17 protein-coding genes, 1 tRNA gene and 2 rRNA genes (1 of these 20 running past the window's edge) are annotated in these 17898 nt (G+C 61.7%); 9 read left to right on the forward strand and 11 right to left on the reverse strand.

The genetic code is table 11. The features are described from left to right. From ASD80_RS02130 to ASD80_RS02140, 3 genes are all read left to right on the forward strand, one after another. Positions 1-849, forward strand: a 23S ribosomal RNA gene (locus ASD80_RS02130); it begins 1874 nt to the left of the window's first position. A gap of 128 nt (positions 850-977) precedes the next feature. Continuing rightward, positions 978-1093: ribosomal RNA gene (gene rrf / locus ASD80_RS02135) — 5S ribosomal RNA — on the forward strand. Positions 1094-1218: 125 nt separating this feature from the next. Beyond that, on the forward strand, positions 1219-1761 hold the full coding sequence (locus ASD80_RS02140) for a hypothetical protein (protein ID WP_156460290.1): 543 nt from the start codon (positions 1219-1221) through the stop codon (positions 1759-1761). On the opposite strand, the gene ASD80_RS02145 is transcribed toward ASD80_RS02140, so the two are convergent. Beyond that, on the reverse strand, positions 1718-2545 hold the full coding sequence (locus ASD80_RS02145; RefSeq protein WP_056228588.1) for an alpha/beta fold hydrolase: 828 nt from the start codon (positions 2543-2545) through the stop codon (positions 1718-1720). The genes ASD80_RS02140 and ASD80_RS02145 overlap by 44 nt on opposite strands. A gap of 126 nt (positions 2546-2671) precedes the next feature. Here ASD80_RS02145 and ASD80_RS02150 point away from each other — a divergent pair, with 126 nt between their 5' ends. From ASD80_RS02150 to ASD80_RS02165, 4 genes are all read left to right on the forward strand, one after another. Next, positions 2672-4849, forward strand: a complete 2178-nt coding sequence (locus tag ASD80_RS02150; RefSeq protein WP_056228333.1) for a mechanosensitive ion channel domain-containing protein — start codon at positions 2672-2674, stop codon at positions 4847-4849. 132 nt (positions 4850-4981) lie between these two features. Continuing rightward, the gene (locus ASD80_RS02155) at positions 4982-6199 is read left to right on the forward strand and encodes a lytic murein transglycosylase (RefSeq protein WP_056228336.1); all 1218 of its coding nucleotides are present in this window, start codon (positions 4982-4984) and stop codon (positions 6197-6199) included. A gap of 157 nt (positions 6200-6356) precedes the next feature. Continuing rightward, positions 6357-7346: an alpha/beta hydrolase gene (locus tag ASD80_RS02160; RefSeq protein WP_244488913.1), complete on the forward strand. Its 990-nt coding sequence runs from the start codon at positions 6357-6359 to the stop codon at positions 7344-7346. Between the two features lie 67 nt (positions 7347-7413). Further along, positions 7414-8028 (forward strand): nucleotidyltransferase family protein, encoded by a 615-nt coding sequence (locus ASD80_RS02165; protein ID WP_056228339.1) that lies wholly within the window; start codon positions 7414-7416, stop codon positions 8026-8028. 188 nt (positions 8029-8216) lie between these two features. Here the strand turns inward: ASD80_RS02165 and ASD80_RS02170 are convergent, their stop codons facing one another. The 3 genes from ASD80_RS02170 to ASD80_RS18410 all read right to left on the reverse strand — a co-directional run bounded on the left by ASD80_RS02170 (position 8217) and on the right by ASD80_RS18410 (position 9501). After that, complete coding sequence (locus ASD80_RS02170; RefSeq protein WP_056228342.1) at positions 8217-8627, reverse strand: VOC family protein; 411 nt, start codon at positions 8625-8627, stop codon at positions 8217-8219. A gap of 111 nt (positions 8628-8738) precedes the next feature. Next, entirely contained in the window at positions 8739-9224 is a 486-nt protein-coding gene (gene bfr, locus ASD80_RS02175) for a bacterioferritin (RefSeq protein ID WP_046135692.1), read from the reverse strand. Next, positions 9190-9501 (reverse strand): (2Fe-2S)-binding protein, encoded by a 312-nt coding sequence (locus ASD80_RS18410; protein ID WP_082554992.1) that lies wholly within the window; start codon positions 9499-9501, stop codon positions 9190-9192. Before ASD80_RS18410 ends, bfr begins: the two co-directional genes overlap by 35 nt. Positions 9502-9702: 201 nt before the next feature. On the opposite strand from ASD80_RS18410, the gene ASD80_RS02185 reads away from it, so the two are divergent. After that, the gene (locus ASD80_RS02185) at positions 9703-10965 is read left to right on the forward strand and encodes a tetratricopeptide repeat protein (protein ID WP_082554993.1); all 1263 of its coding nucleotides are present in this window, start codon (positions 9703-9705) and stop codon (positions 10963-10965) included. Positions 10966-10970: 5 nt separating this feature from the next. On the opposite strand, the gene ASD80_RS02190 is transcribed toward ASD80_RS02185, so the two are convergent. Continuing rightward, complete coding sequence (locus tag ASD80_RS02190; protein ID WP_244488915.1) at positions 10971-11666, reverse strand: DUF599 domain-containing protein; 696 nt, start codon at positions 11664-11666, stop codon at positions 10971-10973. A gap of 232 nt (positions 11667-11898) precedes the next feature. After that, positions 11899-12936: an aldo/keto reductase gene (locus ASD80_RS02195; RefSeq protein WP_056228349.1), complete on the reverse strand. Its 1038-nt coding sequence runs from the start codon at positions 12934-12936 to the stop codon at positions 11899-11901. Between the two features lie 215 nt (positions 12937-13151). On the opposite strand from ASD80_RS02195, the gene ASD80_RS02200 reads away from it, so the two are divergent. Beyond that, a tRNA-Met gene (locus tag ASD80_RS02200) sits at positions 13152-13228 on the forward strand. Positions 13229-13279: 51 nt separating this feature from the next. Here ASD80_RS02200 and ASD80_RS02205 read toward each other — a convergent pair. From ASD80_RS02205 to ASD80_RS02225, 5 genes are all read right to left on the reverse strand, one after another. Beyond that, complete coding sequence (locus ASD80_RS02205) at positions 13280-14506, reverse strand: O-antigen ligase family protein (RefSeq protein ID WP_082554995.1); 1227 nt, start codon at positions 14504-14506, stop codon at positions 13280-13282. Between the two features lie 120 nt (positions 14507-14626). After that, a complete protein-coding gene (locus tag ASD80_RS19165) occupies positions 14627-15157 on the reverse strand; it encodes an acyltransferase (protein ID WP_056228354.1) in 531 nt (176 codons plus the stop codon). A 90-nt stretch (positions 15158-15247) separates the two neighbouring features. Continuing rightward, complete coding sequence (locus ASD80_RS02215; RefSeq protein WP_082554996.1) at positions 15248-16051, reverse strand: HisA/HisF-related TIM barrel protein; 804 nt, start codon at positions 16049-16051, stop codon at positions 15248-15250. Between the two features lie 4 nt (positions 16052-16055). Further along, entirely contained in the window at positions 16056-16679 is a 624-nt protein-coding gene (gene hisH / locus ASD80_RS02220; protein WP_056228357.1) for an imidazole glycerol phosphate synthase subunit HisH, read from the reverse strand. Next, positions 16680-17795, reverse strand: coding sequence for an N-acetyl sugar amidotransferase (locus ASD80_RS02225; RefSeq protein WP_056228589.1), 1116 nt, complete (start codon positions 17793-17795; stop codon positions 16680-16682). Positions 17796-17898 lie beyond the last annotated feature (103 nt).

The raw sequence follows: 17898 nt of genomic DNA on the forward strand, positions 1-17898 counted from the left end.
GGGGTTCCTGCGGTCAGACGGAAAGACCCCATGCACCTTTACTATAGCTTTACGCTGGCATTTGTGTCGGCATGTGCAGGATAGGTGGTAGGCTTTGAAGCAGGGACGCTAGTTTCTGTGGAGCCGCAAGATGAGATACCACCCTTATCGTCATAGATGTCTAACCGCGGCATAACAGTGTCCGGGACAGCGTATGGTGGGTAGTTTGACTGGGGCGGTCGCCTCCCAAAGAGTAACGGAGGCGCGCGATGGTGGGCTCAGGACGGTCGGAAATCGTCCGCTGAGTGCAATGGCATAAGCCTGCCTGACTGCGAGACTGACAAGTCGAGCAGAGACGAAAGTCGGTCATAGTGATCCGGTGGTCCCGCGTGGAAGGGCCATCGCTCAACGAATAAAAGGTACGCTGGGGATAACAGGCTGATAATGCCCAAGAGTCCATATCGACGGCATTGTTTGGCACCTCGATGTCGGCTCATCACATCCTGGGGCTGGAGCAGGTCCCAAGGGTATGGCTGTTCGCCATTTAAAGTGGTACGTGAGCTGGGTTTAGAACGTCGTGAGACAGTTCGGTCCCTATCTGCCGTGGGTGTAGGAATATTGAGAAGAGCTGACCCTAGTACGAGAGGACCGGGTTGGACGAACCTCTGGTGGACCTGTTGTGGCGCCAGCCGCATTGCAGGGTAGCTAAGTTCGGACGGGATAACTGCTGAAAGCATCTAAGCAGGAAGCCTCCTTCAAAACTAGTATTCCCTTGAGAGCCGTGGAAGACCACCACGTCGATAGGCCGGGTGTGGAAGCGTAGCAATATGTGAAGCTTACCGGTACTAATAGCTCGATTGGCTTGATCGTTCTCATTAATCTATGTCCGCATAGACTGTGAAATACGATCGGTTCAGAAATACACCAGACATTGCTTCTTGCATGGGAAAGCAATGTCCGAATAACAAACCAGAATTCACTCATACGTTTTTCGCTGACCTTGTGGTTTTTGCGAGGAGCCCAAGACCCGATCCCATCCCGAACTCGACCGTCAAATTCCTCTGCGCCAATGGTACTAAGTCTCAAGGCTTGGGAGAGTAGGTCGCTGCAAGGTCTGCCAAAAACGTATGATCTCTTTAGATGTCGAAATGAAATTGCAAACCCCTCACCGGAAACGGTGAGGGGTTTTTGCTTTTGGCCCGGCGCCGATTGCCGATCATCAAAGCGGGGAATCCCATCATGGACGAGGATGCGTCGCTGCGCGCCGATTGCGGGCGCTGCGCCGGCCTGTGCTGCATTGCGCTGGCCTTCGACCGCTCGGTGCTCTTTACCGCGGACAAGGCGGCGGGCGAGCCATGTCGGCACCTGAGCCAGGCGGACCGCTGCATGATCCATGCGAAGCGCGCGGCCAGCGGCTATGCCGGCTGCGTCACCTATGACTGCCAGGGCGCCGGGCAATTGGTGACGCAGGACCTCTTCGGCGGGCGCTCCTGGCGCGATTGCGCCGATGGCGGCAGGGCGATGTTCCGGGCCTTCGCTCTGGCGCGAAGGGTGCAGCATTGGCGGGCCCTGCTGGCTGCGGCCATCGGCCTGCCGCTGACGCCGCCATTGGCGCGGCGGCGAGCCGTGCTGGCAGCCCGGCTGGCGCCGGCCGCGGGCTGGACCCTGGAAACGCTCGAGCGAGCCGGCAATGGCAGCGCCGGCGAGATGAGTGACTTCCTCAAGGCCCTGCGGACGGTTACCCCGCGAAACGGGCCAGCGCCTCCAGCATCGCCGCATTGAAGAGCGCCGGGCGTTGCAGCGGGGCGAAATGGGTCACGCCAGCCATGATGGTCAGCGTGGCGCCGGGAATGGTGTCGGCCAGGTAGCGGGCGTGTTCGGGGGTGATGAATTCATCGCCCTCGCTGTGAAGGACAGTGACCGGCACGGTGATCGCGGCCAGTTGTGCCGGTGTGTAGTTCGGCTGGGTGCGCTGCATCAGGCCCACCGCCTCGACGAAGGCGTCGAAATCATCGGGGGTGGCGGAGAGCGCCGCATAGTCCTGCTTGTGGCGGGAGAAGCAGCGATCGACGGTCGGTGTGGGCACGAAGGCCAGGGCGCCGCCCGGATCCATGTTGCAGGCGAAATAGAGCACGCCATCGACGCGCTCGGGATAGGTGGCACCCAGGATCAGGGCGGTGCAGGCGCCGTCGCTCCAGCCCACGAAGCTGGCGCTGGCGATGGAGAGGGCATCCATGACGGCCAGGGCATCCTTGCCCATGAGCTCATAGCTATAGGGACGGTTGTCGCGCGTGCTGCGGCCATGGCCGCGGCTGTCGATGAGCACGGCGTGATAGCCAGCCGCGGCCAGCGCGGGAACCTGGTGGCTCCAGTTGCCGCCATGGCCCAGCCCGCCATGCAACAGGATGACCGGCCGTCCCGCGCCTATGCTGGCAAATCGTATCGTGGCGCCGTCATGGGTGACCTGACCGATGCGGGCCGTCGCTGGCAAAGGCGGGGTGCCGTCGCGCTCAAAGAGGACGAGATCGTCGTCGATGAAGGGCTCGGGGATGTCGTGCAGGCTCATTTCGTGCTCCATTCGCGGGCATAAGGGGCGTGTTGCGATTGAACCATCCGGGCGCCCCAGCGTATCCACATTCGACAGCCACGTAAGCCTGCCACCTGTTTCGCCGAATTTGCCGGATATTGTCCAATGCGCCATCTGCTCCTGCTGCTGCTGTTCGTGCTCTCCCCCGTCGCCGTCATGGCGCAGGTTCCGGGGATCACCCCCGAAACGTCGACGAGCAGCGATGCGGGAATCGACGAACTGATCCGCATTATCGAGAATGACGACACGCGGGCGGCGTTGATCGAGCGGCTGAGGCAGAGTGGGACGGAGGCCACGGCGCCGGTGGAGACCGCGCCCGACCTCAATATCGTCCGCCAACTGGCCGAGTATACCAAGACCGTCGCCGAAGGGGCCTCGGCGACCCTGCGCTCGCTGGCCGGGGTGTTCGTCGACCTGCAGCAGGGGCTGAGCGGGGCACTGGAGGCGGATCTCGAAGCCTTCTGGGATGTGGCGGTCGGTGTCCTGCTGGTGGCTGCCGGCCTGCTTGCGAGCTTTCTGATCATCCGGATTGTCGTCACCTGGGCCAGGGGTCGCGTCGCCCAGCGGGTGGCCGGGCGAGGCTGGATGTCGCGCATATTGGGGGCGCTGGCGGCGGCGCTGGTGGATTTCGGTTCAGTGCTGCTGGCCTGGGCGGTGGGCTATGTGGTGGCCCTGGCGCTGGTGGGGCAGACCACGGGGCAGATGGGCATCAACCAGTCGCTGCTGCTCAATGCGTTCCTGCTGGTCGAACTCAGCAAGCTGGCGGTGCGCGTCATCCTGTCGCCGCGCTTCGAGCCGCTGCGGCTGATCCCGGTCAGTGACGACAATGCCGGCTATTGGTCATTCTGGATCGGGCGGATCATTTCGCTGCTCGGCTATACATTCCTGTTCGTGACGCCGCTCTTGGCGACCAACCTGTCTGCCGGCGCGGCATCGGCGGTGCAGGTGCTGGTCATGGCGACCGCCGTGACCATCGGCATCATCGTCGTGCTGCAGAACAAGGACGACGTGCGGACATGGCTGGCCGGGATCGCGACCCGGCGCGGCCATGACGGCACCGGGCAATTGCTGATCCTGCTCGGGCGCTATTGGCACATGCTGGCCATCATCTATCTGGCGACGCTGCTGGTGGTGTGGTTCGCCAACCCTGATGAGGCGCTGCCCTTCATGCTGGGCGCCACGGTGCAATCGCTGGTGGCGATCCTGATCGGGGTGGTGATTGTCGGTTTCATCTCGCGCTTCGTCAGCGCCGGCCTGCGCCTGCCGGGCGATATCAAGCAGCGGCTGCCGCTGCTGGAAGCGCGATTGCGCGCCTTCGTGCCCACGGTGATGGAAGTAGTGCGCTGGGTGGTGATTGCCGGCGTCGTGGCGGCTATCGCCCAGGCCTGGGCCCTGTTCGACTTCGTCGGCTGGCTCGGCAGCGAGGCCGGGCAGCAGGTGGCCGGTTCGGTGATTTCGGCGGCGCTGATCGTGCTGGCCTGTATCGTGCTGCATGTGGTGGTGGCATCGTGGGTCGAATACCGCCTCAATACCAGCGTTGGCAAAGTGCCGACGGCGCGCGAGAAGACGCTGCTGAACCTGTTCAAGAACGCCTTTACCATCGCCCTGGTGGTGTTCGGGCTGATGCTGGCGCTGGCGCAGATCGGGGTCAATATCGCCCCGCTCCTGGCCGGCGCCGGGGTGATCGGCCTCGCCATCGGTTTCGGTGCGCAGAAGCTGGTGCAGGATATCATCACCGGCATCTTCATCCAGTTCGAGAATGTGATGAACGAGGGCGACGTGGTGGCGGTGGGCACCACGTCCGGCGTCGTCGAAAAACTCACCATCCGCTCGGTGACCATTCGCGACCTTGGCGGCACGGTGCATCTCATCCCGTTCTCGTCGGTCGACCAGGTCTCCAACATGATGCGTGGTTTCTCGTTCCATGTGGCCGAGATCGGTGTCGCCTATGACAGCGATATCGCGCAGGTGAAGCAGGCCATGCAGGATGCGTTCGACGCGCTCATGCAGACCGAGCACAAGGACAGCATCATCGATGATCTGGACATGCACGGCGTGACCGGCTTTGCGCCTTCGTCCGTGACGGTTCGTGCGCGTATCAAGACGCTGCCGGGCAAGCATTGGGGCGTGGGGCGGGCCTATAACGAAGTGCTGAAAGCCATCTTCGCCGAACGCAATATCGAGATCCCCTATCCGCATGTGACCTATGTGCAGGGCGGGGAGGCGCGGGCTTCGGGCCGTGTCCTGCCTCCAAGGCCGGACAGGCAGGAAGGCAAGCCCTGAACGCATCGTGATCGGCCGGGCACTTTGCCTTAAGCCGATCTTAATTTGGTGGGTTAAAATAGTGATACGCGCCAGTTGCGGCACAGGTGGCGCAGTCGTGACTTCTTGTCTTTGCGTATCACGAGGCCCGTCATGTTGCTGTCCAATGGCAGGATTTTTGCCCGTTTTCGTCGTCTTCCGGCGCTGGCTCTTGCCGCCGCGCTGAGCCTTTCCCTCGTTGCGCCGGCTCTGGCCAACAGCGCCGATTTCGTGCGGCGGCTGTGGCCGCAGGCCGAGGCGCGCGGCGTCAGCCGCTCGGCCTTCGAAGCGGCATTCTCGGGCTATAGCTACATCCCCAAGATCATGGAGCTGACCCGAAAGCAGCCGGAATTTTCGCAGACCGTGCAGCAGTATCTCGACAAGAGGGTGACGGCGGCGCAGGCGAAGAAGGGTCAGGCGATGCGCGCCGAATGGAACCAGACGCTGACCGGCAGCGAGCAGCGCTGGGGCGTACAGCCCGAAATCGTGCTGGCCATCTGGGGCATGGAAACCAATTTCGGCGGCTTCATGGGCGGCGAAAACACCATCCACGCGCTGGCGACGCTGACCGAGGGCGGCTATCGCCCCGACTATTTCCGCGACGAGCTGCTGACAGCCCTGCGCATCGTTTCGGATGGGCATGTAAGCGCCGGTAACATGACGGGGTCATGGGCTGGCGCCATGGGCCATACCCAGTTCATGCCGTCGAGCTTCATGCGCTATGCGGTCGACTATAATGGCGACGGGCGCAAGGATATCTGGAATTCGGTGCAGGACGCTCTGGGCTCGACCGCCAACTATCTCCACAGCTTCGGCTGGCGGGATGGGGAGACCTGGGGCTATGAGGTCAAGCTGCCGAGCGGCTTCGATTTCGCAGCGGCGCGGCAGGCCGGCAAGGCGCCGCTCAGCCAGTGGCAGGCCATGGGCATAAGGCGGGTTTCGGGCCGCGCCTTTCCGCGGCCGGGCGATGTCGGGCGGCTCTATATGCCGGCCGGCGCCGGCGGCCCGGCTTTCCTGCTGCTGCCCAATTTCGATGTGATCAAGCGCTACAACAATTCGGACAGCTATGCTTTGGCCGTTGGGCACCTGGCCGATCGCATTATCGGCGGCGGCGATTTCGCCACGCCGTGGCCGGCAGGCGATTATGCGCTGACCAAGGCGCAGCGCGCGGAGCTGCAGACGCTGCTGGGTCGGGCCGGTTTCGACGCCGGCGCAGCCGACGGTGTGCTGGGGCCGCGCACGCGCGCGGCGGTATTGGCTTACCAGGCGCGGGCCGGCTTGCCGGCAGATGGTCACATCTCCGGGAGGCTCCTGGACGCGCTCAAACGTTAACAGTCTGTTAGCGAATTCGGCCCAAAGTTAACGCGCTTAAGTAGAGGGCAGGCAGTCTCCAATCGTTGAGGCGCCTGCCCTCGCCCATTTCCCCACCGCCACAATATCCCCGGCTTTGCCGCCTATGCGGGCGGTCTCCCGATGCCTCTGGTAGCCAATGATCATGCCGTTTCGCCGCGCCCTGCTGGTGCTTTTTCTGCTATTTATCCTGCCACTTCAGGCCTTTGCACTGTCGGTCATGGATCCGTTCAACCTGCCGGCGGCGATGGATGGCGGCACGGTCAAGGCCGGCGACGGCATCGCCTATGCCGATGGGCCGCGGCACAAGCTCGATGTCTATGCACCCGAGGCCCGCGGCGGCTCAGCGCCGGTGGTGTTCTTCATCTATGGCGGCGGCTGGAACCGCGGCGAGCGCAGCGACTACCAGTTTGTCGGCCGGGCGCTGGCCTCGCGCGGCTTCGTCGTGGTGATCGCCGATTATCGTCTCGTGCCGGAGGTGACCTATCCGGGGTTCCTCGAAGACAGTGCCAATGCGCTGCGCTGGGTGCAGGACAATATTGCCTCCTATGGTGGGGATCCCACGCGGCTGTTCCTCGCTGGTCATTCGGCCGGCGCCTATAATGCAGTGATGCTGGCCATGGACCCCTCGTTTCTGCGGGAATACGGGGTGACCATGCCGATCCTGGGTGTGGCGGCCCTGTCGGGACCATATGATTTCTATCCGTTCGAATATGGCGAGGTGCAGAACGCCTTTGGTGCCGCGCCCAATCCGCGGGGCACGCAGCCGATCAACCTGGTGACCTCGGAAACGCCGCCGATGTATCTGGCGACCGGCACCACCGACCCGATCGTGCGGATGCAGAATACCGAACGGTTCGCACAGAAGCTCAAGGACAACGGCGTCTGGGTCACCACGCGCTACTACGAGGGCTTCGGGCATATGGAGCCGGTCATCGCCATGGGCGCCCTATGGCGCTGGCGCATGCCTGTTCTCGACGACATGGTGGCGTTTTTCCAGATGTTCGGCGCCTTCCCGAGCGGGGTGCCCTATGTGGCGGTGGCGCCCGAGCAACTGCCCGATTCCATCGCGCCGATGGAACAGATCATCGATCAAATGAATGCGATGTTCCAGCCGATCGAGAACTAGGGTTCGTCCACGGCGTCATTGGTGTGTGCTGGCTGGACAGCGTCGGGGATGGCGCTAGCCTCGTGCTATGAGCGACCATCTCCGATTCTCCGGCGCGACCGAGCAGACGCAGCGTGATGCGCTCGAGGCCATTATCAGGGCTGAACCGACGCTGATGCGCGTGCTCGATACGATCAGGGCCCTTGATATTCCCGAGGCCTGGCTGGTGTCCGGGGCCATCTACAATTGCGTGTGGAACAGCCTGACAGACCGGCCGGCACTGCATGGCGTCAACGATATCGACGTTATCTATTTCGACGCGGACCTGTCGTGGGAGGCGGAGGACCGGGTCATCAAGGCCATCGAGCAGGCACTGGATGGGTTGCCGGTTCCGGTGCAGCCCCGCAACCAGGCCCGGGTGCATCTGTGGTTCGAGCAGAAATTCGGTTTTCCGTTCGCGCCCCTGGCGTCGGCGCGTGAGAGCCTGTTGCGCTACGCCTCGAAAACCCACGCCGTGGCGGCGCGCCTGGAGGCTGATGGGGGCCTGACGATCGATGCGCCATTCGGTCTCGAAGACATGTTTGCCTTTCGCGTGGCGCCCAATCCCGCAGCCGACAACCGACTGACGCATGAGAAGAAGGGCGAGCGGATCAAGTCCGAGTGGCCGGAAGTGAGCGTCGTGCCGTGGCCGGAAGGATCGTAAGGGCTGCGTTTATTGTGGCCACGATCTCTTCGGCGTCATCAGCCGGCTTGTCCGGGTGATCCATGCCTCAGAGAGCGGAACCATGGATTGCCCGGACGCGCCGGGCAATGACGACAGGGGTGGGGTGCCGAGAGCAGAGGAAAGTCCTGCAAGGGCAGCGGACCCGACCGGGTGGTTTGAGTTTCATGCTAGCCTGGATCGAGCCTGACGGAGTCGGCGGAGCGGCGAACCGGGCCGTGATAGACGGCCTCGATATTGTTGCCGTCGGGATCGAGCACGAAGGCGCCGTAATAGCCGGGATGGTAGTGGCGCTCGCCGGGTCTGCCATTGTCCGTGCCGCCGGCGGCGAGAGCGGCCTGATGGAAGGCATCGACCATGTCGCGGCTCTGGGCCTGGAAGGCCAGGTGAATATGGGTCGGCACGGTGCGGGCATCGGCGGCATCGACGAAAAGCTCGTCGACCTGGAACCAGCCTTCGCCAGCATGCTCGATCCTGACGCCGAGCACGGCCAGCACCTTTTCATAGAAATAGCGGGTGGCCAGATAGTTCCGGGCGCGCAAGTGGACATGGTCGATAAGGCGGCCGGTATGCCAGGTCATGCTGTGCTCCTGTCGCGTGGGCATCTCTCCCCGCGCCCGGACGATGGATCACCCGGACAAGCCGGGTGATGACGGGGACTGATGGTTCGCAAAGGTGCCGATATCTGCGGCCTATTCGGCTTCGTCGGCGGAGGCAGAATTGAGCTGGCCGTACTTTTCGACGCCGATCTTGTCGAGCAGTTCGAGCTGGGTTTCGAGGAAGTCGATATGGCCTTCCTCGTCGGTCAGCAGCGCCTCGAACAGGTTCTTGGAAACATAGTCGCCAAGCTGTTCGCACAGCTCGCGGCTGGCCTTGTAGGCGGCGCGGGCGTCGTATTCGCCGGCGAGATCGGCCTCGAGCACTTCCTTGATGGTCTGGCCGATTCGCAGCGGCGCGACGCGCTGCAGGTTGGGATGGCCTTCGAGGAAAATAATGCGCTCGATCAGACGATCGGCGTGGTGCATTTCTTCAATGGATTCAGCGCGTTCCTTGGAGGCCAGCTTCTTGTAGCCCCAATCGTCGAGAAGACGAAAATGAACCCAATACTGATTGACTGCACCGAGTTCGAGAAAGAGGGCTTCGTTAAGCCGCTCGATGACTTGTGCTTCGCCTTTCACGACGTACTCCACTCCGTTGCTGCTTGAGCTTTTCGAGCCCAGTCGGAAGCGAGAGGACTTCGCCTGACTGTTGGGCTTGCTGGCTGTGGTAGTTTTCGGTGACGCGAACGATAATGTCCACCACATTCGGCACGCAGCCGCCGCATTTGGCGCGGCGATTGAGTTCCGAATAGACCTTGGCCGGAACCACCAGTTGCCAGGGATCGGCGCGGAGCAGATCGAGGACGATATCCTCGATCTCCTGGCTGGTAATCATGTTGCACTGGCAGACGAGCATGGTGGCGCGACGGGGTCGGATGGAGCTTGCTGGCCCGCATAAAGCGACCGGATTAGGTGAATGTCAATGTCAGATAATGTCGCATTCCTAACGGAATGTGTGGCCGGCTTCCTGCGACGGCGTCCCGTACCACGGCCGGCTTGCTCCATGGCCCGGCTCGGATAGAGTGGCGCTGCGGGCTGGGGCGGAGGAGACAGGCTCATGACCGGATTGAGACGCTTTCGGCGCATCCTGCTGCTGGCAGGGGTGGTGCCGGCAGGCCTTGTGGCTTCGGCAGCGCTGGCCGGGCCGGCTTTCGATGCTTGTGCGGCCGCTGCGGCCAGCCAGTTCGAGACCGGGTTCGAAAGCATCGGCCGCGAAAGCTGGGAGATCGATACCGATGCTGCTGTCGTGGCCTGCACCGACGCGCTGTCGGAAGAGCCCGGCTCCAGCCAGGTCAAGGGTTGGCTGGCGCGGGTCTACTATGCCGCCGGCGACACCGAGCGGGCCGTGCCCTTGCTCGAAGAGGCTGCCGCGGCCGGCAATGTGGTGGCCCTGGCCATTTATGGCGACATGCTGACCACCGGCGATGGTGTCGATGTGGACATGGAGCGCGGGGCGCGGCTCTTGACGCAGGGCGCCGAGGCCGGTTTCGCGCTGGCGCAGAACAGCCTGGGCCTTTCCTACGATTTCGGCGAGGGGCTGGCGCAGGATTATACGCAGGCGGCGCGCTGGTATCGCGCGGCTGCCGAGCAGGGCATGAGCAGGGGCCAATCCAATCTGGGGCTGATGTATCAGGAAGGGCTGGGCGTGCCGCGCGACTATGTGGCGGCTGCCGCCTGGTTCGAGCTGGCGGCAGCGCAGGGCGATGTGTCCGGCCAGGTCGGCCTGGGAAAGCTGTTGCAGGACGGACGCGGCCAGAAGGCCGATCCGGCGCGCGCCGCCGAACTCTATCGGCTCGCCGCCGACCAGGGCGACATGTATGGGCAGAACAATCTGGCCTTCCTGCTCGAAAATGGCGTGGGTGTCGAAGCCGATGCCGCCGCCGCGGCCGCGCTCTACCAGCAGGCCGCCGACCAGGGCCTGGCGCTGGCCAAGCATAACCTGGCGCTGCTCTATGAGGACGGCAACGGCGTGACGCAGGACTATGCGCGGGCGCTGGAGCTCTACCGCGAAGCGGCCGAAGGCGGAGAAATGCGCGCCGCGGTCAATCTGGGCCTGCTCTATCTCGACGGCCTGGGCACTGAGGTCGACTATGCCGAGGCGCTCAAATGGACGCAATTGGCGGCCGATAGCGGCCAGCCCATAGCGCTCAACAATCTGGGCCATATCTACGAGAACGGCCTTGGCGTGGTGGCCGATCGGTCCGCGGCCGTCACTTATTATCAGCAGTCCGCGGACCAGGGCTACCAGCTCGCTGCCGACAACCTGGCGCGGCTGACCGGGCCGACGACACCGGGGGGCGGCAAGACCAAGACCAAGTAGCGCGGCTACCTTTGCTTTTCCTGCTGGCGCCGGGCCGCGATGATCGCGGCCGAGGCGGCGGTGCGGTGGGCCGAGGAAAAGAACTCGCGATGCGCCAGGATCAGGATGGTCACGATACAGGCCGCGATTGGCAGCCATTCGGAGACGAACCAGGCCACCGTGGCCACCGAGAAGTAATAGGCGCGGACGCCGCTGTTGAAGTTGCGGGCGCCGAGCGCATTCATCGCGGTGATGGCCTCGATCTCGGGCTCTGAAATCGGACTGGCGTGATCGAGCGCCCCCAGCATGATGCAGAAGTGGTTGAACTGGCGTAGCGACAGGGTGAAGGCGAAAAAGGCCAGCACGAACATGGTCAGCATGACCGCCAGGTGCAGTTGCACGTCAAGCGTGGTGTAGACCCGGCCGAGCGACAGCGAATTGAGCGTGTTCATCAGCGCCGGCACCTGGCCGAATACCGCGAAGATGGCGAGGATCAGCAGGACCGCGGTGGAGGCGAGAAAGCTCACCGAGCCCATGATATTGCCCGAGAGGATGGCGTCGAACGGCGATTCGCGCAGGGCGGCATTTCCCACCCAGCGGCGGCGCTGCATGTTCATGATCGAAGACAGCGACGGCCGCAGCCGCTCCACCAGCGGCACGATGATGTTGTAGGCGAAATAGCAGATGAGCGGGAACAGAGTGGAGATCAGCGTCGTCGACACGATGGGTTCCTCGAATGCGGATGTCTCGTTTTAGCCCACTGCCGGACGCCCGCGATAGCCCCGCCCCGTTGGACGGCTGATGACGTCGTCCCACCCTCGATCGTCACCCTCGGGCTCGCCCCGAGGGGTCTACGCTTCGGCGTGGCGAAGAAAAGTACAATGCCCTCGGGCCGAAGCCCGAGGGTGACGGCCGGTGTGGTGGTCGGTGCAGTGCCAGAGCGCCATGTGCCTGTCAGATCGTCCGCGGATAGCGGCGGTGGATGGCGTCGATCTCGGCCAGCAGTTCGGGCGACAGCGCCAGGTCGCGGGCGCCGATGGCATTGGCCAGTTGGGCCGTGCTGGTTGCGCCGATGATGACCGAGGTCATGAATGGGCGGGTCAGGGCGAAGGCGATGGCCATCTGCGCCGGGTCGAGCCCATGGCGGGAAGCGAGAGCGAAATAGGCCTTGGCGGCGGCTTCGGAATGTTCATTGAGCCGCCAGAAGCCCTTCTGGTAGTCGCCGCGGCTGCCCCTGGGCATCTGGCCGTCGAAATACTTGCCGGTGAGCAGGCCTCCCGCCAGCGGCGAATAGGCGAGCAGTCCCACCTTCTCGTGGTGGCTGAGTTCGGCCAGGTCGAGATCGAAATGGCGGCGCAGCAGATTGTATTCGTTCTGCACCGAGACCAGGCGCGGCAGGCCCTTGTGTTCGGCAATGCGCAGCCACTGGGCAATGCCCCAGGTGGTCTCGTTGGAGACGCCGGCATGGCGCAGCTTGCCCTCCTTGATGAGCGCGCCCAGCGTTTCCAGCATGTCCTCGATATTGGCCAGCGTGTCAGCCGTGTCCTGTTTGTGTGGCTGGTAGGTCCAGGAGCCTTCGAAATTGTAGCTGCCACGGCCGGCCCAGTGGATCTGGTAGAGATCGATGCGGTCGGTCTGCAACCGCCGGAGGCTGGCTTCGAACGCCTGGCGCAGGGTCTTGCCGCTGGTGCGGGTGCCATTGCGGATGAAATCCACCGGCCCGCCGGCAACCTTGGAGGCCAGGATCCACTGGTCGCGTTTGCCGGTCCGCTTGAACCAGTTGCCGATGATTTCCTCGGTGCGGCCCGAGGTCTGCGGGCTGCGCGGCACGGCGTAAATCTCGGCGGTATCCATGAAATTGAGGCCGGCCTCGAGTGCCATGTCTATCTGGGCGTGGCCTTCGGCCTCGGTGTTCTGGCTGCCCCAGGTCATGGTGCCCAGGCAGATTTCGGTGACCTCGAGGTCAGTGCGGCCAAGCGGCTTCAGTTTCATCGGATATCTCGGCAACTGGTATGGAAGATCGGCGCACACTAGCCGATGCCGCCAAAATTGACAGGCTTGCGACGCACAATTTCACGCCGTCAAAAAAGCGTCACGGAAGACCCTTTAGGGGTTGAGCTATGCCGCCCGACCCCCTATATACGCCTCACGTCGCGACTGAGGTCGCAGTGATGACGGCCCCACCGGCACTGTTATCGACTGATTGACGCGGGATGGAGCAGCCCGGTAGCTCGTCAGGCTCATAACCTGAAGGTCGCAGGTTCAAATCCTGCTCCCGCAACCAAAAAACCCCAGTTAAGCCAAGCGCTTAGCTGGGGTTTTCCTTTGGGCTAAATCAGCGCTGTTCTCCGCCAATGTCGCTGCGGTCCTGCCGTGCCTGAATCAGGAAATAGCCGAGTGACACTGCATAGATCATAGTCTGGGGCAGGATACCAAAAGTGGTGTTGCTGACGCCCAATACGAACTGACCTGTAGTCAGCAATATGGCCCCCAGGACAACGGGGCGCTGCTCCCGTACTCCGGCATCAAGCAGCAGCAACACTGGCGCGGCCAGCAGCAGCAGCCAGGCGAGTAACCCTAAACCGCCAGCCATGGCCGCGAAGTTAGCCCAATCGGCATGAAGATTTTCCAGTCCATATTGGGGAACAAGTTCGGGAAAGTTGGTCTCGGCCGCGACCATGATCTGGCCCAAGCCGACGCCGACGATCGGTGACGTTCTGAGCGCTTCAAATGCGGAGGTATAGAGGGCGGCACGGATGTCGTCCGGTCCGCCTGTGAAACGGAAAATGTCCAATCCACTCTGCAAAAGGCCCGCCACACGGGTATTGCCGCTGCCAACCAGATAAGCGAAGGCGGTGGAGCCCAGGACAAGGGAAGCAAGTACCGCCACGCGAAACAGGGTTTCACGCCACAGCCACACCAAAAGAACGAGCGTACCGACACCTGTCATAACCAATACGCCGGCGACCGGGCCACGAGAATCGGCAATGCCGGCGGCGCCCAGCGCAAAAACTGGTCCAAGAAAAAAGCAGTAGCGCCACGGTGATTCACTGACTGCAACACCCACCATGGCAAGACATCCCGCCATGGCCGCCAGCGAAGCATAGTGGATAGGATTGTTTCCTAGCCCGGGTCGATAAACACCGAGGACATAGAACTCATAGACTCCACCCAAGAAAGCCAGGAGCGAGGCTAGAAGGCACAGAAGCGCAAAGCTGGTAGGACTAGGTACCCAGGTTGCGGGGCGGGCGAGCATTCCGAGCGCAATTGTGACAATCATCGGTAGGATCAGGATGGGCGCGAGAATATCCTGCCCTCCGCGATGCCCGAAGGGCACGGTCAGGGTGACAAGCGCCACGCTGGAGACGATTGCAAGGCTGGTGGGATGGCGAAAGGTGATCCGTTCTGACCAGCCATAGACAAGCAGGGCCGCTGCTGCTGCGGCCAGGGCGCAATAGGCGCCGATATAGGCCGGATAGCCAGGTGGAAGTATGGTCGTTAGAAGGGATGCCGCCAGAAGCGTGCTGGCAAGATTGGGCAATGAGCCATAGCTTGGGGACATGACGGTTGCCTGACATCTACGAATGACAAAGGCCTAAGTGACCAAGACCGCCGTTGTCGTCAAGATGAGCAATCACCTCAATCTGGCCGCGCCACCTCGCATCTGCCTCAGGTGTCGTCATCAGATGCTCTTGATCTTTTTGGCCGGCACCCCGGCATAGACAGAATGAGCATCGACGGACTTGGTGACGACGCTGCCCGCGGCGACAACCGAATGCCTGCCGATCCTCACGCCGGGTAGCAGGATGGCATTGGCCCCAATCCAGACATCGTCCTCGATCACTACGTCCGATGATGGGAAATAGCCTTGATCGACGATCGTCATATCGGCTCGGTCAAAGCGGTGGTTGTTCACATATATGTGGACGCCTGCCCCAATCAGCACGTCATCTCCGATAACTATGCGGGCGTCGCTATCGGCCATCAGCATGGTATTGGGGCGGATTACGACGCGCTCCCCGATCTCGATGTGCCGTGTTTCGACCAGATAGCAAAATGGCCGCAGCACACTGTCCCTGCCAAAGCCACCAAGCTTGCGTGTGGCAAGCCAGCGCCCAAGGCCGGGAAAATGCAGCATCCAGTGGGTGAGCGGAATATCGGGGCCAATTCGATTGGTCGTAGCCCAGAACCGCAGCCGGGAAATAAGCCCCATCAGTCGCTCCACTGATCGCTTCCTGTGGCCTGGTGGCCCAGGGCGTACCCAACAAAGGTGCGATACAGAACGGGGGAGCAAGTCATCACTTCACCCGGCTCGGCCAAGGTCAACTGCGCGGATGTCCGGCCATTCGGCCAGATGCAGCCCCTCGCGCACCAAGGCCCGCCGCGCGTTCATCAGCCCATTGCCTACGAAATTGAACAGATGCGCAGTCGCCACTGCGTCAATACGTGGCTCGGCAAGGCCCGCGGCGAAATGCTTCGCATTGCCGACGCCGCCTGCGATGATCACCGGCAGGTTCCAGTCAGTGGGCAATATGTCCAGGATGTCGAGGTCATAACCCTGGCCCGTCCCATCCCGATCTATGCAGTTGAGATAGATTTCACCGACGTCACCCCGCATATGCCATGCCAAGGCCTCGCTCGGGGGCATGTTGAGTTTGCGCATGCCGTTGTTGACCATGATATCGTACCCGCCACCATTGGCCTTAAGATCGACGGATCCAACCACGCACTGTTGGCCGAACTCCGACGCAATCTCCTGCACCAGATGTGGCTGCTCAAACAGTGCCGAATTGAGCACGACCTTGTCCGCGCCGGCCCGCAGCAGTTGCTTCGCGTGGACGACGCTATCGACACCCCCACCCGCAGCGATCGGCGCAAAACAACCGGTCGAAATTTCGGTCAGCGCAGCAAGAAACGCCTCGAGGTCGCGCTGACCTCGGCTGACATCGAGAACGACAAGTTCATCAATGAAAAACGCGACATTGGAGAAGTTGTAGTTCTTCTGTAGCCAGGAGATATTCCCTACTTTCTGAAGTCGAAAGTTGCGGCTCAACATGAAGCTGCCGTTGTCGAACAAAAGTGTGAAGATAATGCGCTTCTTTAGCACGCGATCACGCTGAGATAAAATTGGAGAGAATTCTTAGGCCGTTGGTCTGGCTTTTCTCTGGATGAAACTGGGTGCAGTACAGGTTGTCGTTCTCATATGCGGCCACGAATGGTGCACCGTAGTCACACAGCGCGGCAAGGCCGGGCCGGGCTTGCACGCCTAAGCTGTAGGAATGCACGAAATAGCAGTCTACCGGCCCTTCGAAGCCGTAAAACAACCGGCTTTCCGGCTCGAAGGAGACCCGGTTAAATCCCACATGCGGTACCTTGATCTGGCCCCCGCTGGGTTGGGATATGCGGTCCACCACCCCTGGAACCAATCCCAGGCCATTGCACCCACCGTCCTCGGTTCCGAATTCGGCCATAAGTTGCTGGCCCAGGCAGATGCCCAGGATTTTATGGTGCTGCACCGTCACCGCATGCTGTATCGCCTCGGCAAGACCGCTGGCGTTGAGCTCGTCCATGGCCTTGCGGAACGATCCCACTCCAGGAAGCAAAAGCGTGTCCGCATCGCGAACCAGCTTTGGATCGCTAGAAACGATCGGGTCGACGTCGAGATATCGCAGCGCATTCACAACCGATTGCAGGTTGCCCATGCCGTAGTCGATAATGACACATGCCCTGCCCATTTAGGCGACAGTAAACAAGGGCTGCCAGTATCCGTCCACCTTCTCGAACAGATCCCGGTTGGCCCAGTGATCAAGGGCTGCGTCGAACTCTTCGCGGGTCATCTGGTAATAGTCGAGATAGATATCGATGAACTCTTCAGGATAGTGCCCGTCATACAAACGCACCAAATTCACCGCCTGATCGCGGTCCATCGCCCCACGACGAATTTCAATCGACGCATCCTGGTTGGCCCGTCCGAAGCCGAATTTAAGGTACATCAGGTAAGTGTGCAGCCCATAGAGCGCTTGGTCGTTCTGCGCAAAGTTCGTGAAAGTGCCGGCGCCGGCACTTTCCGCCTCCTGCAGGCCGCATTGTTCCTTCGCGACCAGATAGTTGCGGTAAGGATCCCAGTTCTCAAAATAGGACCAGTGCGTGATCTCTATGGGCGTACGCGCGATTTCTTCCGTCGTGGGAAACTTGAAAAAATTCAGATCGCTCGCTGATAGGCCCGCTGTTTCCACGACGCGTTCGTACCCGCCTTCCAGATACACCCTCTTCATGTAGGCGACGTCATAAATCGGGTTTTTGTCGGTCTCAGTGGAGCCGCCGTACTCAACTTCACCATCTTCGCCGTAAAAGATAAGCCCGATGCCAAGGCGCGCAGCCAGGCGGACCGGCGCCGCCTGCATGGCCGTTAGCCAACCGAAATAGGGAAACCCCATCTCAACCAGACCGCGCCGATTAAGTGTGCGAACCGCATCGTAAGAAACGTTTATGCTGATGTGATTGTATCCGGATTCGACGAAGGCGCGCAGGTTTCGATCGCCAAGCGGCAGCGGCAAGGGCGGCGTAACAGTCACGCAAAGTGGGTTCATTCCATATTTGTGCTTGAGATTATAGCTCACATACGATCCGTCTTTGCCGCCACTCACCGGCACCAGAACGTCAAACTCGCCATCGTCGCGACGATGCTTGTCAAGAAGTGCACCCAGTTGGCGCTCACGGGCGGCCCAGTCGAGCGTCTTCTTCTTTTCTGTCCATTGACAGGCGTTGCACCAGCCGCGCTCGTCAAAGCTAATGCGCGGACGTGTCGACATAGACAAGCAATTGGCGCACCAGTGAACGTTTTTACTCATAGTCGCCATTCTATGATCTTACTTTCCACATTGGGCCGCGGCCCGTCCGTTGCACGATTCCAGACCGGCGCCGACAATGTCGATTGCGACCCCTGCAGGTCGA

This window comes from Devosia sp. Root635, from assembly GCF_001427605.1.
GTDB lineage: Bacteria > Pseudomonadota > Alphaproteobacteria > Rhizobiales > Devosiaceae > Devosia.